The 22,991-nt window shown below is 26.8% G+C and carries 21 protein-coding genes; 18 read left to right on the top strand and 3 right to left on the bottom strand.

Going from position 1 to position 22,991, the window contains the following annotated elements:
- The first annotated feature begins 43 nt into the window (after nt 1–43).
- Nucleotides 44–1,243, top strand: coding sequence for a methionine gamma-lyase (gene megL, locus BN346_RS03420; RefSeq protein WP_034439377.1), 1,200 nt, complete (start codon nt 44–46; stop codon nt 1,241–1,243).
- A gap of 104 nt (nt 1,244–1,347) precedes the next feature.
- On the opposite strand, the gene BN346_RS03415 is transcribed toward megL, so the two are convergent.
- Complete coding sequence (locus BN346_RS03415) at nt 1,348–2,718, bottom strand: MATE family efflux transporter (RefSeq protein ID WP_034439375.1); 1,371 nt, start codon at nt 2,716–2,718, stop codon at nt 1,348–1,350.
- Nucleotides 2,719–3,006: 288 nt separating this feature from the next.
- Here BN346_RS03415 and BN346_RS03410 point away from each other — a divergent pair, with 288 nt between their 5' ends.
- The 7 genes from BN346_RS03410 (at nt 3,007) to BN346_RS03380 (ending at nt 8,119) form a co-directional block, all read left to right on the top strand.
- On the top strand, nt 3,007–4,113 hold the full coding sequence (locus tag BN346_RS03410) for a methyl-accepting chemotaxis protein (protein ID WP_034439373.1): 1,107 nt from the start codon (nt 3,007–3,009) through the stop codon (nt 4,111–4,113).
- A gap of 68 nt (nt 4,114–4,181) precedes the next feature.
- Nucleotides 4,182–4,679, top strand: coding sequence for a flavin reductase family protein (locus BN346_RS03405; RefSeq protein WP_034439371.1), 498 nt, complete (start codon nt 4,182–4,184; stop codon nt 4,677–4,679).
- 332 nt (nt 4,680–5,011) lie between these two features.
- The gene (locus BN346_RS03400) at nt 5,012–5,581 is read left to right on the top strand and encodes a manganese efflux pump MntP (protein ID WP_034439368.1); all 570 of its coding nucleotides are present in this window, start codon (nt 5,012–5,014) and stop codon (nt 5,579–5,581) included.
- 174 nt (nt 5,582–5,755) lie between these two features.
- Nucleotides 5,756–6,274, top strand: a complete 519-nt coding sequence (locus tag BN346_RS03395) for a ferritin family protein (RefSeq protein WP_034439366.1) — start codon at nt 5,756–5,758, stop codon at nt 6,272–6,274.
- Between the two features lie 218 nt (nt 6,275–6,492).
- The gene (locus BN346_RS03390) at nt 6,493–7,230 is read left to right on the top strand and encodes an acyl-[acyl-carrier-protein] thioesterase (RefSeq protein WP_034439363.1); all 738 of its coding nucleotides are present in this window, start codon (nt 6,493–6,495) and stop codon (nt 7,228–7,230) included.
- A 115-nt stretch (nt 7,231–7,345) separates the two neighbouring features.
- Entirely contained in the window at nt 7,346–7,744 is a 399-nt protein-coding gene (locus BN346_RS03385) for a hypothetical protein (protein WP_034439361.1), read from the top strand.
- Nucleotides 7,745–7,870: 126 nt separating this feature from the next.
- A complete protein-coding gene (locus BN346_RS03380; RefSeq protein ID WP_034439359.1) occupies nt 7,871–8,119 on the top strand; it encodes a TIGR03905 family TSCPD domain-containing protein in 249 nt (82 codons plus the stop codon).
- A 39-nt stretch (nt 8,120–8,158) separates the two neighbouring features.
- Here BN346_RS03380 and BN346_RS03375 read toward each other — a convergent pair whose 3' ends face one another.
- The gene (locus BN346_RS03375; RefSeq protein WP_034439356.1) at nt 8,159–8,728 is read right to left on the bottom strand and encodes a rubrerythrin family protein; all 570 of its coding nucleotides are present in this window, start codon (nt 8,726–8,728) and stop codon (nt 8,159–8,161) included.
- Between the two features lie 322 nt (nt 8,729–9,050).
- Between BN346_RS03375 and BN346_RS20855 the strand changes: the two genes are divergently transcribed.
- The 4 genes from BN346_RS20855 to BN346_RS03355 all read left to right on the top strand — a co-directional run bounded on the left by BN346_RS20855 (nt 9,051) and on the right by BN346_RS03355 (nt 13,115).
- Nucleotides 9,051–11,000 (top strand): sensor histidine kinase, encoded by a 1,950-nt coding sequence (locus BN346_RS20855; RefSeq protein ID WP_074432668.1) that lies wholly within the window; start codon nt 9,051–9,053, stop codon nt 10,998–11,000.
- Between the two features lie 237 nt (nt 11,001–11,237).
- Nucleotides 11,238–11,705, top strand: a complete 468-nt coding sequence (locus BN346_RS03365) for a DUF4358 domain-containing protein (protein WP_034439354.1) — start codon at nt 11,238–11,240, stop codon at nt 11,703–11,705.
- A gap of 224 nt (nt 11,706–11,929) precedes the next feature.
- Entirely contained in the window at nt 11,930–12,238 is a 309-nt protein-coding gene (locus BN346_RS03360) for a hypothetical protein (RefSeq protein ID WP_034439351.1), read from the top strand.
- A 124-nt stretch (nt 12,239–12,362) separates the two neighbouring features.
- The gene (locus BN346_RS03355) at nt 12,363–13,115 is read left to right on the top strand and encodes a hypothetical protein (RefSeq protein ID WP_034439349.1); all 753 of its coding nucleotides are present in this window, start codon (nt 12,363–12,365) and stop codon (nt 13,113–13,115) included.
- Nucleotides 13,116–13,180: 65 nt separating this feature from the next.
- Here the strand turns inward: BN346_RS03355 and BN346_RS03350 are convergent, their stop codons facing one another.
- The gene (locus BN346_RS03350) at nt 13,181–13,870 is read right to left on the bottom strand and encodes a GerMN domain-containing protein (RefSeq protein WP_051539947.1); all 690 of its coding nucleotides are present in this window, start codon (nt 13,868–13,870) and stop codon (nt 13,181–13,183) included.
- A 399-nt stretch (nt 13,871–14,269) separates the two neighbouring features.
- Here BN346_RS03350 and BN346_RS03345 point away from each other — a divergent pair, with 399 nt between their 5' ends.
- The 6 genes from BN346_RS03345 (at nt 14,270) to purN (ending at nt 22,980) form a co-directional block, all read left to right on the top strand.
- Nucleotides 14,270–18,046 carry a phosphoribosylformylglycinamidine synthase gene (locus BN346_RS03345; protein WP_034439346.1) on the top strand — a complete coding sequence of 1,259 codons (3,777 nt, stop codon included), beginning with the start codon at nt 14,270–14,272 and terminating at the stop codon, nt 18,044–18,046.
- A gap of 187 nt (nt 18,047–18,233) precedes the next feature.
- Nucleotides 18,234–18,713 (top strand): 5-(carboxyamino)imidazole ribonucleotide mutase, encoded by a 480-nt coding sequence (purE, locus tag BN346_RS03340; RefSeq protein ID WP_034439345.1) that lies wholly within the window; start codon nt 18,234–18,236, stop codon nt 18,711–18,713.
- Nucleotide 18,714: 1 nt separating this feature from the next.
- A complete protein-coding gene (gene purC / locus BN346_RS03335; protein WP_034439342.1) occupies nt 18,715–19,428 on the top strand; it encodes a phosphoribosylaminoimidazolesuccinocarboxamide synthase in 714 nt (237 codons plus the stop codon).
- 37 nt (nt 19,429–19,465) lie between these two features.
- Nucleotides 19,466–20,890 carry an amidophosphoribosyltransferase gene (purF, locus tag BN346_RS03330; RefSeq protein WP_051539946.1) on the top strand — a complete coding sequence of 475 codons (1,425 nt, stop codon included), beginning with the start codon at nt 19,466–19,468 and terminating at the stop codon, nt 20,888–20,890.
- Nucleotides 20,891–21,379: 489 nt separating this feature from the next.
- Complete coding sequence (purM, locus tag BN346_RS03325; protein WP_034439340.1) at nt 21,380–22,378, top strand: phosphoribosylformylglycinamidine cyclo-ligase; 999 nt, start codon at nt 21,380–21,382, stop codon at nt 22,376–22,378.
- Nucleotides 22,366–22,980 carry a phosphoribosylglycinamide formyltransferase gene (gene purN, locus BN346_RS03320; protein ID WP_034439338.1) on the top strand — a complete coding sequence of 205 codons (615 nt, stop codon included), beginning with the start codon at nt 22,366–22,368 and terminating at the stop codon, nt 22,978–22,980. The genes purM and purN overlap by 13 nt, the downstream gene beginning before the upstream one ends.
- Nucleotides 22,981–22,991: the final 11 nt, after the last annotated feature.

Genomic DNA, 22,991 nt, shown 5'->3' with positions numbered 1-22,991 from the left:
AATTTAGTATAAATTTATTAATTTAATTATAGGGGGATTTGTTATGAGTAGTGGAAATTTACAAAATAAAGGTTTTGCAACAAAGGCTATACATGGAGGAAATAGAAAAAATGAGTTTGGAGCATTAGCAACTCCAATATATCAAACTTCAACATTTGTATTTGATAATGCAGAACAAGGTGGTAGACGATTTGCATTAGAAGAAGATGGATATATATATAGCAGACTTGGAAATCCAACTAATACAGTGTTAGAAGAAAAGCTAGCATTATTAGAAGGTGGAGAAGCTGCTATGTCAATGAGCTCAGGTATAGGTGCAATTACATCAGCAATATGGGCTGCAGTAGAAGCTGGAGATCATATTGTAGCAGCTAAAACATTATATGGATGCACATTTGCGTTTTTAAATCATGGAATAACTAAATTTGGAGTAGAAGTGACTTTTGTAGATGCAACAAATCCTGAAAATATAAAAAATGCTATGAAGGATAATACAAAAGTTGTTTATATAGAAACTCCAGCTAATCCTAATTTAGCTATAGTTGATATAGAAGAAGCAGCTAAAATTGCTCATGAAAGAGAAAATTGTATATTAATGGTTGATAACACATTTTCAACTCCATATATACAAAGACCATTAGAATTAGGAGCCGACGTTGTTATACATTCAGGAACTAAATTTTTAAATGGACATGGAGATGTTATTTGTGGATTTGTAATTGGAAATCAAGAATATATAAATAAGGTAAGATTATTTGGTGTTAAAGATATGACTGGTGCAGCAATGAGTCCATTTGATGCATACTTAGTAATAAGAGGAATGAAAACATTACCTATAAGAATGGAGAAACACTGTGAAAATGCCATGAAGGTTGCAGAATTCTTAGAAACACACAAGGCTGTAGAAAGAGTATATTATCCAGGATTAAAATCATTTGACCAATATGATATAGCTAAGAAACAAATGTCATTACCAGGAGCAATTATATCATTTGAAATAAAAGGTGGATTAGAAGAAGGTAAAAAAGTTATAAACAACACAGAACTTTGCACATTAGCAGTTAGTTTAGGGGATGCTGAAACATTAATTCAACATCCAGCATCAATGACTCATTCACCATATACTGAGGAAGAAAGATTAGAAGCTGGTATAAGTGATAACTTGGTGAGATTAGCTGTAGGACTTGAAAATGTAGAAGATATTATAGAGGATTTAGATAAAGCACTTAATACAATAATTTAACTTAAAAACTTCATTTAAGGTTTGAGTATGAATTAGCCCAATTAAAATTAATATTAATATAAAAAGAACTAAGCTAAAATTTTATGTAAGCTTAGTTCTTTCTTTTAAACAAGTTCAAATGATTCTTTAAACTTTTTATTCTTTATAATAAGTGCTATAAAAAGAATTAAAAGTATGATGCCTTTTAAAATACTACTAATTGTTATTGTCCACCAAACACCATTTAAACCTAGTATAGAAGGTTTTGATAATATTGCTGAAAATGGAACTCTAAGTCCTGTTAAAACTATGCTTATTATAGCTGGCAATGTAGTACGACCAAGGCCATTGAAGGCTCCAGATGTTGTTATCTCAATGCACATGAAAAGTTGGGAAATTCCTAAAATTTCTAAGTATGTTACCCCAAGATTTAATGCTTCTGGTTCATTTATAAATATCTTAAATAGTGGAGTAGCACCTAAAACCAATAGTAATGTAGCAAAAATTCCAATGATACTAACAACACTTAATGCAATTTTATAGCCAGATATAATACGATTATATTTTTTAGCACCATAGTTTTGTCCTATAAAGGCGCTTATTGCAGTAGAAAAACCACCTGCTGTCATCCATGATATGGCCTCTATTTGAGAACCAACTTTTTGAACTGCTATTGCAGTATCTCCATGGAAAGCAATTATACGACCAATCATCATAGAAAATGAACAAAATAAACCATTTTGTAATGCAACTGGAAAGCTTAGTTTTACTATTTTATTAACGTGAGAAGTTTCTATTTTAGAGATTATATTAAATTCAAATAAATGCAAATTTTGCTTTTTTATATGAATTAAAAATAAAATAGTAACAACTAATTGAGCAGAAATAGTTGCAAGTGCAGCACCTAAAACTCCTAAGGATGGTATAGGACCAAATCCAAAAATTAATATTGGGTCAAAAATCATATTAAATATAAGACCTACAGTATTAATTCTAAAAGGAATTTTGCTATCACCAAGTCCATTAAATAAACCAGTTAATATAGGGTTTATAAAATTAAAAACCATACCAAGTGAAATAACTAGTAGATATGTTTCAGCCATGTTTACTACTTCAGGACTATTAAGTTTAAAGAAACCTATAAATTGTTCTTTAAATATCACTAATACTAATGTATAAACTAAAGATAATATAATTCCGAACTGAATGGCGCTTTTAGCATAAAGTTTTGCATCAGTTAGATCTTTTCTACCATAAGATTGAGAAACACAAATTTCAGCACCACTTTTAGAAAGCATCATAAGTGATTGTCCTAGCCAATTAAAAAAACTAGCAGTTCCAACAGCGGCAACAGCTAAGCTTCCCATTCTTCCAATCCATAGCATATCAGTTAGATTATAAGCCATTTGAATGAATGATGTACCCATGATAGGTAGAGCTAGAGTAATCAGAGATTTTAGAATTTTATCATTAGTTAAATCTACTTTCCTATTCAAGGTTAACACCTCCTAAAATTTTGTAAAAAAATAAACTGAAAATATTTAGATTTGCATAAAAATAACGATAAAATAATTATGAATACTTATGAAGTATAACATAAAAAAAAACAACATAAAAGAAGTGAGAGTTACAAAAGTTACAGTATATATTAGAACTAAAATGGTACATATATAAATTAATTTGTGTAAAAATTTAAAAAATTATAAATTTTAAGACGCAACAATGGAATTTATAGATATGTAATGTAAAATTATATTAATGTCAATTAATTGGAGGGGAAATATATGATTGGTAAAGGAAAAAAATTATTAGATGAAATTGAAAAAAACAGAGAAAAAATAGAGGAACTTAAAATAGAAAATGAAATATTGAATGCTATTAATGATAATGTATCCAGCTCATTTTATGTAAAAGATTTAAACGATAAGGTGATTTATTGGTCTAAAGGAATGAAAGATATAACAGGTTTAGATAAGGATGAAGTAAAAAGAGATATAAATGATTTAAGAGATATTAATGGGAATAGATTAAGTAATAAAATAATATCAACTAAATTATACAATAATAACAGAAAGTTTATAGGTGTATTAGAAGAAGTTAAAGGTTGTATAGATGTAGATGAAATAATGGGTTTAGTAGAAAAAAACTCTATGAGATTAGGCGAGTTTTCTAATGATATAGAAAGTTCTATAAAAGCAGTAGCTGAAATTTATGATAAAATAGAAGATAAATCAAGTAGAATTTTACAAGAATCAAAAGATGGATTAATTACTGCAAAAGATGTGTATGAAAAAACAGAAAATTGCACAAAATTTGGTAATGAAGTAAAAACTAATATAGAATCAATAAATTCATCAATGAAGTTATCAGTAGATAAAATTAATGATTTAAAAGGAAAATCAGAACTTATTGTAGATATAGTTACTACAATTCAAGGAATAGCATCTCAAACTAATTTATTAGCTTTAAATGCGTCAATTGAAGCAGCTAGGGCTGGAGAGTCAGGGAGAGGATTTGCTGTAGTTGCAGAGGAAATTAGAAAGCTTGCAGAGGGAACACAGGAGTCAACCAAAGAAATTAAAGAAACAATAGATGCTATAATAGATATTGTAAAAATTACTGTTGAATTTATAGAAAGAACTGATAATGATCTTTTAGCTGGGGTTAATGGTGTTAATAAATTACTAGAGTTTGTTAAAGGAATTGAAGTAGCATCTAATAGTATGTTGAGTTCTATGGAGAAAATAGAGAAACTTTCAATGGAAAGCTCAAATATAACAACAGATAAAAGTAAATCAGTTGTTGAAATAGTTTCTATGAGTGAAAGTTTAAATGAAGTAGTTGCAGATGTTAATAATAGTATAAGAAGTGAAATCCTTAATATAAAATAACTTTTGCATAATATATATAATACTGTATAATTTTATATATATTTATTTTAAAGGTAGGTAATAATGATATGGAGTATACAAAAAATATAGATAAAGCACTTAAAGGATTAGAGAAGGGTGCATTTTTAACAGTAAAAAATGGAGATAAAGTCAATACTATGACTATTGGATGGGGACAAATAGGATATCAATGGAAGAAACCAGTATTCACAGTAATGGTAAGAAAAAGTAGATACACTTATGAATTGTTAGAAAATGCAAAAGAATTTACTGTAAGTATACCAGTTGAAGGAAATGAAGAAATAAAAACTGCTTTAAAAGTTTGTGGAACAAAATCTGGTAGAGAATGTGATAAAATAAAAGAGTGTAAATTGAAATTAGAAGATGGAAAAAGTATAAAAACTCCTATAATAGCAAATTGTGAATTACAATATGAGTGTAGAATTTTATGTAAACATGAATTAGTTTCAGCAGAACTAAATGAAGAGATAGATAGTACAATGTATTCAAATAGTGATTATCATGTATTTTATTATGGAGAAATTGTAAATGCTTATGAAAAATAGTATTTAAGTAATTAATATTATAGTATATAATATTAATTAGATTCATATAATATTATATCATAAGGGAGTAGTTGGCAGCTTATGCTGGTTCAAGGTCAACATACTGGTTTGTATAGATTAGTCTGTACACCTGGTCTTGAATTAAATAATGAGACTTATGTATGATGCAAAGTTTTTTGTATTATACATAAGTCTCATTATTTATTATAAGGCAGATAAAAACAAAATAAATTCTAAAATTTTGGTACATGTTATCTTTTAGACACTGAATTAAGTTGCTATTTCAAAAATGTATTTAAACTTAAATATTATTTAAATTGGAGGAGAAGATTTTGAGTATTTTATCAATTTTATTAACGGCATTAGCTTTAGCTATGGATGCATTTGCAGTATCTTTAAGTATTGGAATGAATTCAAAAAATGAAAAAGCAAAAATAGGCTTAAGAACAGGTTTATATTTTGGTATATTTCAAGGCGTTATGCCATTAATTGGATGGGCTTTAGGGAGAAGTTTCACAAACTACATAGTTAAATTTGATCATTGGATTGCATTCATACTTTTATCAGTTATAGGTGGGAAAATGATTTATGAAGCAATTAAAGAAGAGAAAGAAGTTGTAAATGATTTAGGTGTAAAAATGATGTTATTGTTATCTATTGCTACAAGTATAGATGCATTAGCTGTAGGGGTTAGTTTTGCATTTTTAAACGTAAATATATGGTTGGCTGTAAGCTTAATAGGTATAGTAACATTAGTAATGTGCTTTATTGGGGTTATAATGGGAACTAAATTAGGTGATATATTTGGACGAAAAGCAGAAATTGTAGGTGGATGTATTCTAATACTAATAGGTTTAAAGATTTTATTAGAACATACAGGAATAATAGACTTAGTTTTATAGTGGAAAGAAGAGGAAAGAGTTCCTCTTCTTTTTATTTATATTTAGATATAATTTATGTATATTAAATAAAAATACAAAATATATAAATTTAAACTTGTGATACAAAATATGTAACATAATAAAAATCAATATATATATTAATAATGAGTAGTAATTAGAATATGGAGTATTTATATGAGTTATACAACAGAAAGACAACCGCAAGGAAACATAAAGTGTTATGAAAATTTATTAAGAGAAATTTTAATTGCAGAACTAGTTGCTATTAATGATTATAGTGCAACTATTGCAGAGAGTGACATGAAAGAATTAAACCATGTAATTGAGCATATTTTGGGAGAAGAAAAAGAACATTACGGAATGATTTTGCACCTTTTGAGAAAAATTGATGCTGAAGAATATGAATCTTATAAAAAAGTTGTAAAAGAATCAGATTTTCAAAATAAATCAGTAAAGAACGAAAAAATATATGAAAAGAAAGATAGAAAAATGATTTTAAAACACATAAGGGATAATATAAAAGGTGAATTAGAAGCTATAATACTTTATGAGGAACTTATTACTGAAATACCAGAAAAAGAAGGAAGAAATATATTGCATAAAATAATTATTGAAGAAAAAGAACACACTGAAGAATTAACTGATATATTAATAAAGTTGGATAAAAATGGATATGGCCCAATAAGTAAATAAATCAATAATAGTAAACTATGCTAAAATAGCATAGTTTATTTCTTAATTTATTTTATTGAAAAGTTAATTTATAGTTATATAATTATGATATAAGATAAAAATTCAAGCTTATATATGTTTTAATTTAGAATTTAAAATTAAGTTCATTTAGTATGAAAATAATGTAAAGATGAATTCAAAATAATATAAGGTGCGTAAAATAAGGAAGTGTGTTATATATGTCAGCTATATATAGTGAGAAGTATAAGATAAAATTCTACGAAACAGATTATAGTAAAAAAATTATGTTACATTCAATAATCAATTATATGCAAGAAGTATCTAGCAATCATGCTAATTTATTAGGTTGTGGTTATGACAATTTAGAGGAAAAAGGTCAATTTTGGGTAGTTTCTAAAATAAATTTAGAAATTTTTAAATATCCTAAGTGGAATGATGAAATAGTTTTTGAAACATGGCCTCAAGGGCTAGACAAAATGTTTTTTATTAGGGGATTTAGGATGTGTGATTTAGAAGGCAATACACTATGTTACATAGAAGCAGCTTATTTACTTGTGGATAGAAAATCAATGTTTCCGCATAAACCAACAGAAGCAGATTTGGGATATGAAACTATAAAAGATAGATTTAAACCTTATAAGAGAGTGGGGAAATTTAGGTTAAATGATATAACTGGAGAAAATATAGATGAAAGAAAAATTAGATATAATGATATTGACTTAAATATGCATGTAAATAATTCTAAGTATATAGAGTGGATTGAGGATTGTTTTAAATTAGAAATATTTAATGAAAAAAGAATTAAAAATTTACAAATTAATTTTATAAAAGAGACAAAAGAAGGTCAAAAAGTTGTATTCTATAAATATAATGATAGTGAAAATGTATTTTTTATTGAGGGGATAGAAAAAGATAGCGAAACTAAATTATTTCAAAGTAAAATAGTATTTGAATAAATTTATTAATAATCTATTGAAATTTATAAAATAAAATTGTATCCTTATAGAGTTCTAAATTAATTTTTAGAGTAATTATTTGAATTTTATTTGTTTGGTAAGGGGGCAGTGAAATATGAAGGGAATGACTAATTTACAATTTTTATATCAAAATGCTAAATATAGTGAGACATATTTGGATAATATGTATAGAAAAAAATTAGATACTGGAAAATATGTAATAGATGATAAGTTGGATAGGCTTAAAGATTATAATGAAATCATGCCATTGCAAATTACCAAACAAACGACTAAGAAAAAAATAGATTATTATATAAATGAATGTAGAAAAAATCAAAATTATTTAGGTAAATTTTTGTTATTGACAATTGCTTTTATAATTTATAGCTTAGTTGCATTTAATTTAAATAACAACATTAGTTTAAAATCATTAAATAGTATTGGTATATATGTTACTTTTATTATGATGATGTCTATGTATAAATATACTTTAGTATTTAAAGTTGAATTTTAGAATAACCTATTTATAAAATTATTATATTAGGAAAATGTATTTGAAAAATAAATATATAAAAACTTGAAAAAAATATTAAATTTATGTATATTCAAGAAGAGGTTTATGTAAGGAGGAAGGGATTTTATGAAATACACATATAAAACATCAGGCTGTTGTGCAACAGATATTAATTTTGAAGTAGAAGGTGATACAATTCAAAATGTTGAATTTATCAAAGGTTGCAAAGGTAATACAGAAGGTTTGTCAAAATTATTAGTTGGAATGAAAGTTGAAGAAGCAGTTAAAAGATTAAAAGGAATAGAATGTAGAGGAAACACTTCTTGTCCAGATCAATTAGCTAAGGCTTTAGAAACACTTGTATTAAATAAATAAAATAGATATAGACATTGGTCTATATCTATTTTATTTATTTTATAGTTTATAATCCTTACATTGAATTTTAAAATATTTTTTTGGATATTTACATAATGGACATACATCAGGTGCTTCAAATCCTTCATAAATATAACCGCAATTCATGCATTGCCAATATTCTATTTTGTCTAGACTGTTAAACATAGTATTAGACATAATTCTATCATAGAGTGCCTTGAATCTTTCTTCATGGTGCTCCTCGACTTCGCGAAGTTCTTTAAAAAAGTCAGCTATCTCCATAAAACCTTCTTTTCTAGCTGTTTCTTCAAATTCCTTATAAATTTTTTTGAATTCTTCAGTTTCGCCTTCCATTGAATTCTTTAAATTATCTGGAGTACTTTTAATTTGATTTAGACAATTTTTAAAAACAAAGCGGCTATGAGCTCTCTCATTTTCAGCTGTTTCTTCAAATACTTTAGCCACATATTCATAACCATCATCACGAGCTTTTTCTGCAAAAAGAATATATTTATTAGAGGCTCTAGATTCACCGGAAAAGGTTTTAATCAAGTTTTTTTCAGTTTCGCTTCCATTAAGTGAAGGAACATCAAGTTTTCTATATTTCATTTAAAGAAATCCTCCCAGCATATAAGTACTTACTATTTATAATATGGTATTAAGAAATAAATGTTAATAAATGTTAAAAACATTTTGTGTAATAAATTAAATATATATTATTGGGGCAATAAAATAAGTAGCTATAACAATATATTAAATAAAATATTTTCTAATATGTAAAAAAAAGGTTGGATTATATTAATTAAATTCAAAAAAACATATATAAATTCAAAAAAAGAATAAAAAAGGGGAAAAGAATGTTTAAATTTGTAGTATACTCCATTTTATTGTATAATATTTGTATGATAATTATAAATTATTTGGAGGAGATATGAGTATAAAAAAATATAAAAAAGTAGTTTTGGCACTGACAATATTTATATTGTGTGTTACAAGTTTTTCAATTGCATATGCAGGTGTAGAACAGCATCCTAAGTATATAAAAAAACATAAAGTGCTTGTAATAAACTCATATCATTTTGATGAAACTTGGGAAGCTAGTATTTTTGCTGGAATAAAAAAAACATTAAATAATGAATTTAAAAATATAGAATATAATTTTGAATATTTAGATAGTAAAAAATCTATTCTAAATTTTAATGAACTTGAAAAAAATTTTTTGATTAAATTTAAAAAGCAAAAATATGATTTAATAATAGCTTGTGATGATGAAGCATTGGAGTTTTTAAATAAAGTATATGAAAAAATATTTAATAATACACCAGTAGTATACACAAGTATAAATAATGAAAATATTTCAATAAGGAAGGAACTAGAAAAAAATTCTGTTGGATTATTAGAGAAACAAGCTATAGAGAATACTATAGCATTAGTAAATAAAATTCAAAAAAATATAAAAACCTATAACTTTTTATTTGATAATACAACTACAGCGAATATATTTGTTGAAGAAGTCCAAGAAATAAAGTCAAAATATCCCAACATTATATTTAACATTATACAAGAAGATAAAATTGAAGATGTCATTGAAAAAATACAAGGAACAGAAAAAGATGGTGCACTTTTTTTATATGGAGTATATCAAGATGCTAATGGGCAAATTATAGATAGGAATACTATTAGTGAAGCATTTGAAAGTTCTATTAAAATGCCAATTTACACATGGATAGAACCTTATTTTACTCAATCGGTTATTGGGGGATCCATATTAGAAGGTGGGAAAATTGGTGAATTAACAGCCACATTATGTTATAGAATTTTAAATGGAGAATCTATAGAAACTATAGAGAATGTTACTAATAATAATTTTAATTATGATTTTAATTATAATCAATTACAAAAATTTAAAATAAAAAGAAGAGATTTACCTAAAAATTATAAGATGTTTAATCATCCATCACCACTTAGGCAAATTCCATTAGAAGTAAAACTTATAACGATATTAATAATAGTTATTCTTGTTTTTATTGTAATTATGTTGTTTATACAGATAACATATAAAAATAAGTTGTATAAGCAGGCATTAGAATATGAAAATTTAAGAACTGAATTTTTTTCTAATATATCACATGAATTAAGAACACCACTGAATATAATACTTAGCACATTACAATTAAATGATAGATATATAGAAAGTGGAGATGTAATATATAAGAATGAAATCGTTTCAAGCAGAATGGATGCTTTAAAACAAAACAGTATGAGACTGTTAAAACTAATAAATAATTTAATTGATATAACTAAAATTGATGCTGGGTATTTTAAAATTCAAGAGGAAAATTTAAATATAATAGAGGTCATTGAAAATATAACAATGTCGGCAGCTAATTATGTAGAAAGAAAGAATATAACTTTAGTTTTTGATACTGAGATAGAAGAACGATTTATGAGTTTTGATAAAGATAAGATAGAGAGAGTAATGCTAAATTTATTATCAAACTCTATAAAATTCACACCTAAAGGTGGTTACATATATGTAGATATATATGATGGTAAAGATGAAATAAAAATTACTGTTAGAGATACAGGTGTAGGTATACCTAAAAATAAACAACAAATTATTTTTGAAAGATTTAGGCAAGTAGATAATTTAATGACTAGAAATCAAGAGGGAAGTGGAATTGGCTTATCGCTTAGTAAATCGCTTGTAGAAATGCATGGAGGAACTTTAAAAGTTGAAAGTGAAGTAAATAAAGGTAGTACATTTATAATAAAATTACCTATCAAAAGTTCTAATGAAAACAATAATTATAGTAAAATGATTTTAGATGACTCAGCTGAAAAATTAACCATAGAATTTTCAGATATATATAAAGAATAAAGAGATGACTATTCAAAGTAAATTTTGGATAGTCGTCTTTTTATTTCAAAATTACAAGCAATCTTATTTATATATTAAAATTTGTTAAAAAAATTTTAATATATAAAACATGTATAATATATTGAAAAAATAATAAAAATATATTAGAGTATACACTATATTAAAAAAATATACATTTAAGACAAGTTTACCAATTAGAAATATATTTTAGAAATAAAAATACTAGGAGGAATTCAAGTGAAAAGAATAGCAAGTTTAATTTTAGTTGCATTGATGACAATTACATTAAGTGGATGTGGAAAGACTACTGCTAAAAATGTTGCTGTAAATGATGTAATAGTAGCAGTAGAGGAGAAAGTAGAATTTCCTGCATCAGAGAATTATACTGATATGGGTCGTTTTGAACAGGAATATTATGTTAATGGTGCTGATATAGAAGAATTTGTGGTTAAGAAACCTAAAATTAATGTTTCAGCTTCTGAAGTAGCAATAATAAAAGTAAAAGAAGCGGGAAAAGTAGAGGATGTAAAAGCATCAGTAGAAAAACATGTTAAAGATTTAGAGACACAATGGGAACATTATTTGCCAGAACAATTAGAGCTAGTTAAAAATGCTAAAATTGATACTTTTGGAAATTATGTTGTTTTAATAATATCACCTGACGCAGAACAGGTAGAAAACATAATTCAAGAACAACTTAAATAGATTTATAAATAGAAAAGCTGTTAAGCATTTAATGTTTAATAGCTTCTTTATTTATAATCTTAATTTAATTATGATGTTAGACATGTATGGTTAGTAATAAATTTTAGAAAGATGTAAATATTCCATTTATATTATAAAATATTTAATTACCATTGCTTTTGTGACATAATATAGAAGTAATAAAAGATATTTAATATATCTAAAAACGAAAGAGGTGCAAATTTATGAAGGTTGTGAGCGCAGAATTAAAAGCTATAAGATATAATGGGATAGATTTAAAAATCCATAATGGATTAATGAGTATGTTAGTCTCAATGGATAAAGAAAATATAACTTATGATGATATATTAAAACAAGATGTTCATACTAAGGTCATATTACTTACAAGAAAATGTTGTTCATGTTCACCAACGTTAATTTTAGAGAGTGGTGTAAAAAAAGAAGATGATGATGAAATCAATGAGTTAATAAATAGAATTATAGAGCTTATTGGTAGTGATATAGAAGAGCAATTAAAGAATGAAAGATTATAATGATAAACAGTTTGATATTTGTATCAAACTGTTTATTATTATATTAACATCAAATTTCATTAAAGAATTTTTTGGAAAATACGAATTATACAAGTGTAATGATTTGTAAATTTGAGGTGCAAGTATGAAAGAAGAAATATATATTGTTGAATATGAGAACTTTGATGTAAATGAAATAAAAAGTAAATTTTATGAGTGGATAGATACCAGAAAAGATACACCAAGAAATTTTAAAGATGAAATGAGATTAATGGGGATTAAACCATACTATATACCTTGTTATGTATGCAATTTAAAAATTGACTTGAATTATAATATAAAGGTACAGAAAAGGTATAAATTAAGAAGGGGTATGAGCACAATAACTAATGAAAAAGGGCAGTTTTCAGCTAAAGATTACCCTCTTTTTGCATCACAAGTCATTCCTAGGTATGATATGGACCAAATAGCTCCTTTTGATTTTTCTAAAATGAATATAAGTGGGTATGAAAAAAAACAAGCACCTAAAGAAAAGTTTATACAAACTTATGATGATTGTTTAAATCATTATAAAGGAGCAATTGTAAAGAATTTAGAAGAACTTATAAACAATAATCTTTTAAAAGAAAATTCTAAAGAAATGAAGAAGAAATTTCATAGTGAAAATTCACATGAAATTGAAACAATGGAAATATATCAAGTATTAGTACCTATATGGGTATGCAAATATTCATATAAGATGGAAACATATCATTGTATATTAAATGGTCAAAATGATAAAATGTTTGGACATACACCTACTAAAAAGATAGATAAAGTATTTAGATGGATTATAGGAATATTGTTAGTAGCAATTATAATTGTGTTCGCTTTTATATATTTAGAGAAAAGAAAGTAAAAATCAGTAGCAAATATGAAGATTCATAGATGCTACTGATTTTATTTATATATATAAGTTAGATTTTATTTATAATGAATCTGAGAAAGTTTAGATACATGTTGAAATTCTATAGGTTTGCCATTGTATAAAAATTTAACTCCATCAATCCAATCTATATCTAAATCTGATTGAAGAAAAGTATTGATTAAAGTTGTAGAAGTAATTTCTCCACCAGCAGAACCTTGAAAATAATTCTGTGACCATCTAATTCCAGGTATATTAGGGTCAGTTAAGCTTTCAGATAAATTTATTGTAGCAACTTTTTTACCCTCTATAGTTTCTAGACTAGATAGTTCTATTGGCAATTCATTAAATGTTATTTGGGACAATTTAGAACATAAAAGTTTTAAATTATCTTCTATATTTGTAGATGTAGATTTTACATAACAAAGTATTTCAGAAGAATAATCATTTAAATTAGCGGTGTATAAAGGTATATATAGATCATTTTTAACATTATTATTTGTATCTTCCTTTTTTGATAGCTCATCAGTTAAGGCATTCACTTTGTCTTCTAGAGTTTTAATCTGATTTTTTAGTTCTGTAGTATTTTCATTTTTATTTGTATTAGCAGCTAAGCTTATAGACGTATTTGTTTTATTTACACTTGAATTATTTTTAGTATCAGTAGTACAACCGGTTAATGATAAAATTGATACTGTAGATAAAAGGAAAAAAATAGATAAGTGTTTCTTTATTTTTTTAGAATTCATATAAATCACTCCTAAATTGCTATAATTATATTTTAACTCATTAACGTATGTTTAATTAATTATACAATTTTTAAGAATAAGTGAAAAGACATTATAGTTACAAATAGTTCAATCTAAGCAATAATTTACGAAATATTTATAAATAAAAACCTAGAACTAATAAATGAAAATGATTACAATTAAGATAAAAGTAAATAGTAAAAAAATAAAAACAAAAAAACACAAACTTTAAATTACTTAAAAAAGACTTTATTCGTATATTGTCGAATGAAAAATAAATAAATTTTAAAAATGTACTTTAAAAAAAGTAAAAAGTGTATTATAATAAAACTATCGAATATTAAATTGAAACATTAAAATAATGTTCGTATTATTTCCAGGTGTTCAGGGGGGAAAGTGATGAATAACAAAATTTACACAATTTTTGTTGAAAAAAAACCGAACTTTAACTTAGAAGGTCAAGGACTTTTAAAAGATTTTAAGGCAAATTTAAATATAAAGTTATTAGAAAATGTTAGAGTTATAAATAGATATGATATAAAAGGAATAGATGAAAAAGATTATGATAAAGTTAAAAATAGCGTATTAAGTGAAGTAAATGTTGATGATGTTTATGAGGAATTAAATATTAAAGATAAAGAGAATGCGTTTGGAGTTGAGAATCTTCCAGGACAATATGATCAAAGAGCTGATTCAGCAGCACAATGTATACAAATAATAACACAACAAGAAATGCCAAAAGTAAAAAGTTCTAAAATTATAATTTTAGATGGAACGTTAACTTGTGATGATATAGAAAAAATAAAAAGTTACTACATAAACGCTGTAGATTCTAGAGAATGTGATGTTTATAAAAAAGAAACATTAGAAGATGAAGATAGTGATGTTAAACCAGTAGAAATTTTAAATGGATTTATAGGATTTAATGAAGAAGAGTTAAAAAGTTTTTTAACTAAAAATTCTTTAGCTATGACCATTGAAGATATAAAACTTGTACAAGGATATTTTAAAAATGAAGAACATAGAAATCCAACAATAACAGAAATAAAAGTTATAGAAACTTACTGGTCAGACCATTGCAGACATACAACATTTCAAACTGTGCTTGAAAATGTTGAGATAGAGGATGGAAAATTCACAGAAAATATAAAAAAAGCTTTTCAAACTTATAAAGAATATAGAGATGAAGTTTATTGTAAATCAAAAAAAGATATGACTTTAATGGATATAGCTATTATAGGAATGAAAAAATTAAGAAAAATTGGTGCATTAGATGATTTAGATGTGTCAGAAGAAATAAATGCTTGTAGCATAATTGTTAATGTAGATGTAAATGGTAAAGATGAAAAGTATTTAGTAATGTTTAAAAATGAGACACACAATCATCCAACTGAAATAGAACCTTTTGGAGGGGCGTCAACTTGTTTAGGTGGAGCAATAAGAGATCCACTATCAGGTAGAAGTTATGTTTATCAAGCAATGAGAGTTACTGGAGCTAAAGATCCAAGAATGAATATGAAGTCTACATTAAAAGGAAAATTGCCACAAAGAAAAATTACTAAGGAAGCTGCAAAAGGATATAGTAGTTATGGAAATCAAATTGGACTAGCGACTGGATATGTAGAAGAGATATATCATGATGGATATGAAGCAAAAAGAATGGAAGTTGGGGCAGTTATAGGTGCAGCTCCATATGAAAATGTAATAAGAGAAATACCAAGCAATGGTGATAAGATAATTCTTTTAGGTGGAAGAACAGGAAGAGATGGAGTTGGTGGAGCATCAGGTTCATCTAAGGAACATACAGAAAAATCAATAGAAACTTGTAATGCAGAAGTTCAAAAAGGAAATGCACCAACAGAAAGAAAAATACAAAGATTGTTTAGAAAGAAAGAAGTTACTACATTAATAAAAAGATGTAATGATTTTGGTGCTGGTGGTGTGTCAGTTGCTATTGGAGAACTTGCTGATGGACTTCGTATAAATTTAGATTTAGTACCAAAAAAATATGAAGGATTAGATGGAACTGAGATTGCAATATCAGAATCTCAAGAGAGAATGGCAGTGGTGGTTAAGGATAGTGATGTAGATAAGTTTATAAAGCATGCAGAAAAAGAAAATTTAGAAGCATTAGTTGTTGCAGAAGTGACAGAAGAAAAAAGAATGGTGATGAATTTTAAAGGTCAGGAAATTTTAAATTTATCAAGAGCTTTCTTAGATACTAATGGAGCTAAGAATTTTAATGATGTAAAAGTAATTAAGCCTAATGAAGAAAAAATTTATTTTAATGAGAGTAAATTTAAAAAGAATAGTTTTAAAGAAACAGTAAAATCAGTAATTAGTGATTTAAATATATGTTCACAAAAGGGATTAGTAGAAATGTTTGATAGTTCTATTGGTGGAAATACAGTGCTTATGCCATTTAGTGGCAAGTATCAAATGACACCAACAGAAGCAATGGTTGCTAAGATACCATTAGAAAATGGAGAAACAACAACAGGAACTATTATGGCTCATGGATTTAACCCATATATATCATCATGGAGTCCTTATCATGGAGCATTGTATGCTGTAATAGAAAGTGTAAGTAAAATTGTAGCTTTAGGTGGAGAGTATAAAAATATTAGATTAACATTTCAAGAGTATTTTGAAAAATTAGGAACAGATAAGGAAAAATGGGGAAAACCATTTGCTGCATTATTAGGTGCTCTTTATGCACAACATGAACTATCTATAGCTGCAATAGGTGGAAAAGATAGTATGTCAGGCACATTTAAAGATTTAACAGTTCCACCAACATTAATATCTTTTGCGGTTGATACAGTAGATGTAAGAAAAGTGGTATCACAAGAATTTAAAAAAGTTGGAAGTGACGTTATATCAATTAATGCAATAAGAAATGAAGAGGAAATAGTTGATTTTGATTCACTTAAAAAGAACTTTGAAAAAGTTAAATCATTAATAGATAGAGAAAAAGTTTTATCAAGTTATACAGTAAAATCTGGTGGAGTATTAGAAAGTATAACAAAAATGACATTAGGTAATAGAATAGGATTTAAATTTAATAATGAATTAGAAATTGAAAAACTTATAAGCCCAGATTATGGAACAATAGTATTAGAGCTTAAATCTGATGTTGATATAAATAAAGAATTAGAAGAATTAAATTATACAATATTAGGGAAAACAGTAAATGAAGAAAAAATAGAGTATAGAGATGAATTTTATATTTTAAGTGAAATAGAAGATATATTTACAAAACCATTGGAAGAAATTTTTCCAACTAAATATGGTGATGATAAATTAGAAAATGAAAAAATTAATAAATTTGAAGTTAAAAATAAGATTAATGTAAAGTCACCAATAATAAAAATGGCTAAACCTAAAGTTGTAATTCCAGTATTTCCAGGGACAAACTGTGAGTATGATTGTGAAAGAGCATTTAATATAGCTGGTGCGGAATCAGAGATTGTTGTATTCAATAATTTAAATTCCAAGTCAATAGAGGAGTCTATAAATGAGTTAGCAAGATCTATAAGAAATTCTCAAATAATTATGCTACCAGGTGGATTTAGTGCAGGAGATGAACCAGATGGTTCAGGAAAGTTTATAGCTACTATATTTAGAAATGAAAAAATTAGTAGTGAAGTTATGGAACTTCTAAAAAATAGAGATGGATTAATATTAGGAATATGTAACGGATTCCAAGCGCTTATAAAATTAGGACTTGTAACTTATGGAGAAATAAGACAACTTGATGAAAATAGTCCAACATTAACTAATAATGCAATAGGAAGACACATATCTTGTATGGTTAATACAAAAATAGTATCTAACTCATCACCTTGGTTTAGTGAGGTAAGTGTCAATGATATACACACAATACCAGTTTCACATGGAGAAGGTAGATTTTATGCTAATGATGAAATGATTAAAAAATTATTTGAAAATGATCAAATAGCAACACAATATGTAGATTTAAATGGAAATCCAACATATGACATAAAATATAATCCAAATGGTTCAGTATATGCAATAGAAGGAATTACTAGTCCTGATGGAAGAGTCTTGGGAAAAATGGGACATACAGAGAGAATTGGAAATAATGTAATAAAAAATGTTTTAGGTAACCACGAGCAAAAGATAATAGAAAGTGGTGTTAAATATTTTAAATAATTAGCTTAAAGAGGTGTTTTCAACATAATTATGATAAGTATAAATTGAACCCGTATTTATACAAAATTTAAACCCGAAGATTCCGAAAATGTAAAATAGAAAACCTTTTTATAACCATAGAATGAAAACACCTTTTTATATATTAAATTGATAAATTAATAGTTTATATAAAGTGGAGGTATTAAGTATGAGAGTAGCTATAATATTTGGAAGTAAATCTGATACAGAAGTTATGAAAAATGCAGCAAATTGTTTAAGGGAGTTTGAGATAGAATTTGAAGCCTATGTGTTGTCAGCACATAGAGTTCCAGAAAAATTAGAAGAAGTTATAAATGATTTAGAAGCAAATGGATGTGAATGTATAATTGCAGGTGCAGGACTTGCCGCACATCTTCCAGGAGTTATAGCATCAAAAACATTAATACCAGTTATAGGGGTACCTATAAAAGCTGCTGTAGAAGGAATGGATGCATTATATTCAATAGTTCAGATGCCAAAGGCAATTCCCGTAGCAACAGTTGGAATAAATAACAGCTATAATGCAGGAATGTTAGCTGTTCAGATACTTGCAAATAAATATCCAGAAGTAAAAGAGAAATTAGTTAAATATAGAAAAGATATGAAAGAAAAATTCATAAAAGAAAATGGAGAAGGAGTGGATCTTTAAAATGGAAGGAAAAGAATTAATATATGAAGGAAAAGCTAAAAAAATATTTAAAGCAGAAAGAAATGATGAGGTAATTGTTTATTACAAGGATGATGCGACTGCTTTTAATGGAGAAAAGAAAGAAACTATAAATTCAAAAGGAATATTAAATAATAGCATAACAACATTACTATTTGAAATGTTAGAAAAAGAAGGAATAAAAACTCATTTTGTAAAAAAATTAAATGATAGAGAACAACTTTGCAAGAAAGTAGAAATAGTTCCAGTTGAAGTTATAGTAAGAAATATAGCGGCAGGAAGCATGGCTAAAAGATATGGTGTAGAAGAAGGTACAGAATTAAAAACAACAGTATTAGAAATAAGTTATAAAAATGATGATTTAGGCGATCCTTTAATGAATGATTATCATGCGGTTGCTTTAGGAATTACTACATTTGAAGAATTAAATAAAATATATGAAATGGCAAGAAGAATAAATGAAATCTTAAAAGAATTCTTTAAAAAGCAAAATATTAAATTAGTAGATTTCAAATTAGAATTTGGAAGATTTAATGGAGAAGTTATTTTAGCAGATGAAATTTCACCAGATACTTGTAGATTGTGGGATATGACAACTGGCGTGAAATTAGATAAAGATAGATTTAGAAGAGAACTTGGAGATTTAGTAGAAGGATATACAGAAGTTTTAAATAGAATGATAGGTGGAGAAAAATAGGAATTAAAGTTAAGAAAGTCGAAGGGTGATTAGAGTTATGCAAAAGTTAGACAATGGATATATTTATAACAATTTTTCTCCAGATAAATTTAAAGATGAGTGTGGGGTTTATGGAATTTTTAATACTGGAGAAGAAAAAATAGATGTAGCAAAAAGAGTTTATTATGGACTTTATGCACTTCAACATAGAGGACAAGAAAGTGCAGGCATAGTTAGTTATGATGGAGACAAAATGCATGTTCATAAAGATATGGGTTTAGTTTCAGAAGTGTTTAATAAAGAGAGTGTATCTAAGCTAACTGGAGACTCTGCAATTGGACATGTTAGATACTCTACAGCAGGAGGAAGTAATGCTAAAAATGCACAACCAATAATGGGGGAATTTAAACTTGGAAGTATAGCAATAGCTCATAATGGAAACTTAACAAATGCAGATATAGTAAGAGAACTTTTGGAGGACTCTGGATGTATTTTTCAAACATCTATAGATTCAGAAGTAATTTTATATCTGATTGCAAGAAGTGCTAAAAAAGGTGTTCTAAATGCAGTGGTAGATACTATGCAAGCAATAAAAGGTTCATTTGCTATTGTTCTATTAACAGAAAATGAATTGATAGGCATTAGAGATCCATATGGAATTAGACCATTATGTATAGGTAAAATAGGAGAAAGTTATGTTCTAGCTTCAGAAAGTTGTGCATTAGATGCTACAGGAGCAGAATTTGTAAGAGATGTTGAAGCAGGAGAAATTGTAGTAATAAATAAAGATGGTCTAAGAAGTATAAACTTTGCAGAGAAAAGCAAGAAAGCTGTTTGCTCTTTTGAATATATATATTTTGCAAGACCTGATTCAGTAATTGATGGAATAAGCGTTCATAAGTCTAGATTTATGGCAGGAGAAAAATTGTATGAAGAAAGTCCAGTTGAAGCAGATATAGTTGTAGCAGTGCCAGATTCAGGAATATCTGCAGCAATGGGATATTCACATGCTTCAGGAATACCATATGAAGTTGGGCTTATAAAGAATAAGTATATAGGAAGAACATTTATATCGCCAACTCAAGAGGAACGAGAAAATGCAGTAAATGTTAAATTAAATGTACTTAAAGAAAATGTAGAAGGAAAAAGAGTTGTTTTAATAGATGATTCTATTGTAAGAGGCACAACAAGTAAAAGGTTAGTAGAACTTTTAAGAAGTGCAGGAGCTAAGGAAATACATTTTAGAGTATCTTCACCTGTAGTTAAGTTCCCTTGTTACTTTGGTATAGATACACCATATAGAAATGGACTTATTGGTGCAAATATTACAGTAAATGAAATATGTGAGAAAATAGGCGCAGATACATTAGGATATTTATCTAAGAATGCATTGTTAGAATGTTTAGATAAACAAATGGATTTTTGTACAGGATGTTTTCAAGGTGAATACCCAATATCAGCACCAATAAAAATTGAAGATTAAGATTATAAGTTAATAATTATATAAATTAAAATATTAACTTTAAATAATATAAATAGCTTAAAACTTAAATTTAATATATTGAGGTGGTATCCGTTTCCATGCTAAAAACATGCCACCTCAAGCCTACCTAGGGAAATTTATTAACTTAGTGCTCATAAATATTTAAATCACATATATGATTTTAAGTATAGTAGCAAAATTAACAATTAACGATGAACAATTAATAATGAAGGATAAAACTGAAAGCTCAGTTTTTTAAAAATCAATTTGTAGAACAAATTGTTAATAGTATGATTTGATAAAAATATTAAATGAGAATAGTAGTATTGAAAGAAAAAAAGTTTTTCAATTGATAAATGTGTTATTTAAACTTTGAACCCTATAGCAAAGGGATAATTTAAGACATTAGTTTGAAAACACTATATGAGTAGTAAGTTAATAATTTGAAAATCAATTTAATAAATGGTTTGAGAAAGGAAAGAGATTATTATGATAACTTATAAAGAAGCAGGAGTTAATATAGAAGAGGGATATAAAGCAGTAAAATTAATGAAGGAATACACTAAAAGAACTATGACATCAAATGTGTTAAATGGAATTGGAAGTTTTGCAGGAATGGTTGAAATAGGAAACGGATTTAAAAATCCTGTTTTGGTATCAGGTACAGATGGGGTAGGAACAAAGCTTGAAATTGCTATAAAACTTAATAAATTTGATACAGTAGGAATAGATTGTGTGGCTATGTGTGTTAATGATATTTTATGTCATGGAGCTAAACCATTATTTTTTCTAGACTATATAGCATGTGGGAAATTAGATTCAAATATTGCAGCAGATATAGTAAAAGGTGTATCAGAAGGTTGTGTACAATCTAATGCAGCATTAATTGGTGGAGAAACAGCAGAAATGCCAGGCATGTATAAAGATGGAGATTATGATTTAGCTGGATTTGCAGTTGGAATAGTAGATAAAGATAAAATTATAGATGGTAGCAAGATAAAAGAAGGTAACTCATTAATAGGAATAGCTTCTTCAGGAGTTCATAGTAATGGATATTCATTAGTTAGAAAAATTGTTAAAGATTATAGTGAAAAATTAGGTGAAAAAACATTAGGAGAAATATTATTAGAACCTACTAAAATTTATGTAAAATCAATATTAAAACTTATTGAAAGATTTGATATCAAAGGTATGTCACATATAACTGGTGGTGGTTTTTATGAAAATATACCAAGAATGTTTAAGGAGAATTTTACAGCTGTAATAGATAAGAATTCTTTTGAAATTCCAGAAATATTTAAGTATTTAATGAAACAAGGTGTAGAAGAAGAACATATGTTTAATACTTACAATATGGGAATTGGCATGGTTCTTGCAGTAGATAAAAATGATGAAGAAGATGTAATAAAGATGTTAGAAGATATGGGTGAAAAAGCGTATAAAATTGGAACAGTACAAGCTGGGGGTGAAGGCGTTTGCTTAAAATAGCAGTCTTAATATCTGGTGGAGGAACTAATCTTCAAAGCATTATAGATAATGTGAAAAGTGGTTATTTAAATAATTGTGAAATATCATATGTGATAAGTGATAGAGAAAATGTATATGGTATTGAAAGAGCAAAGTATAACAACATAGAAACAATGGTTTTTGATAGAAAAAAATATAAGGAAAACTTGAGTAGTCATTTATTAAAGTTTTTAAAAAACAAAGTGGATTTAATAGTATTAGCAGGATTTACATCAATATTAAAGGCTGATTTTATAGAATGTTTTAAGGGTAAAATTATAAATATTCATCCATCTTTAATACCAAGTTTTTGTGGAAAAGGAATGTATGGAATTAAAGTTCATGAAGCAGCAATAGAGTATGGAGTTAAATTCAGTGGCTGTACTGTTCATTTTGTTGATGAAGGGACTGATACTGGAGCAATAATACTACAAAAAATAGTTCCAGTAATAAACAATGACACTGCAGAAATGTTACAAAAAAGAATATTAGAAAAAGAGCATGAGGCTTTGTCAGAAGCTATAAAACTTATTAGTGAAAATAAAATTAAAGTAAGTGGAAGACAAGTAGAAGTAATAGATTAGTTAAAAGGATA

Source organism: Clostridium ihumii AP5, assembly GCF_000612845.1.
GTDB classification, from domain to species: Bacteria; Bacillota; Clostridia; order Clostridiales; family Clostridiaceae; genus Clostridium_J; species Clostridium_J ihumii.
Note: the sequence above shows the minus strand (reverse complement) of the source record. Positions and strands in the feature narration are given on the sequence as shown.

Excerpts from the sequence above, each read along its gene's own strand:
- BN346_RS03350 (WP_051539947.1), bottom strand. The coding sequence starts at position 13,870 with ATGAATTCTAAAAAAATAAAGAAACACTTATCTATTTTTTTCCTTTTA.
- BN346_RS03380 (WP_034439359.1), top strand. The coding sequence starts at position 7,871 with ATGAAATACACATATAAAACATCAGGCTGTTGTGCAACAGATATTAAT.
- BN346_RS03390 (WP_034439363.1), top strand. The coding sequence starts at position 6,493 with ATGTCAGCTATATATAGTGAGAAGTATAAGATAAAATTCTACGAAACA.
- BN346_RS03405 (WP_034439371.1), top strand. The coding sequence starts at position 4,182 with ATGGAGTATACAAAAAATATAGATAAAGCACTTAAAGGATTAGAGAAG.
- purC (WP_034439342.1), top strand. The coding sequence starts at position 18,715 with ATGGAAGGAAAAGAATTAATATATGAAGGAAAAGCTAAAAAAATATTT.
- BN346_RS03345 (WP_034439346.1), top strand. The coding sequence starts at position 14,270 with ATGAATAACAAAATTTACACAATTTTTGTTGAAAAAAAACCGAACTTT.
- purM (WP_034439340.1), top strand. The coding sequence starts at position 21,380 with ATGATAACTTATAAAGAAGCAGGAGTTAATATAGAAGAGGGATATAAA.
- BN346_RS03375 (WP_034439356.1), bottom strand. The coding sequence starts at position 8,728 with ATGAAATATAGAAAACTTGATGTTCCTTCACTTAATGGAAGCGAAACT.
- BN346_RS03360 (WP_034439351.1), top strand. The coding sequence starts at position 11,930 with ATGAAGGTTGTGAGCGCAGAATTAAAAGCTATAAGATATAATGGGATA.
- purF (WP_051539946.1), top strand. The coding sequence starts at position 19,466 with ATGCAAAAGTTAGACAATGGATATATTTATAACAATTTTTCTCCAGAT.
- BN346_RS03355 (WP_034439349.1), top strand. The coding sequence starts at position 12,363 with ATGAAAGAAGAAATATATATTGTTGAATATGAGAACTTTGATGTAAAT.
- BN346_RS03410 (WP_034439373.1), top strand. The coding sequence starts at position 3,007 with ATGATTGGTAAAGGAAAAAAATTATTAGATGAAATTGAAAAAAACAGA.
- BN346_RS20855 (WP_074432668.1), top strand. The coding sequence starts at position 9,051 with ATGAGTATAAAAAAATATAAAAAAGTAGTTTTGGCACTGACAATATTT.
- megL (WP_034439377.1), top strand. The coding sequence starts at position 44 with ATGAGTAGTGGAAATTTACAAAATAAAGGTTTTGCAACAAAGGCTATA.
- BN346_RS03395 (WP_034439366.1), top strand. The coding sequence starts at position 5,756 with ATGAGTTATACAACAGAAAGACAACCGCAAGGAAACATAAAGTGTTAT.
- purE (WP_034439345.1), top strand. The coding sequence starts at position 18,234 with ATGAGAGTAGCTATAATATTTGGAAGTAAATCTGATACAGAAGTTATG.
- BN346_RS03385 (WP_034439361.1), top strand. The coding sequence starts at position 7,346 with ATGAAGGGAATGACTAATTTACAATTTTTATATCAAAATGCTAAATAT.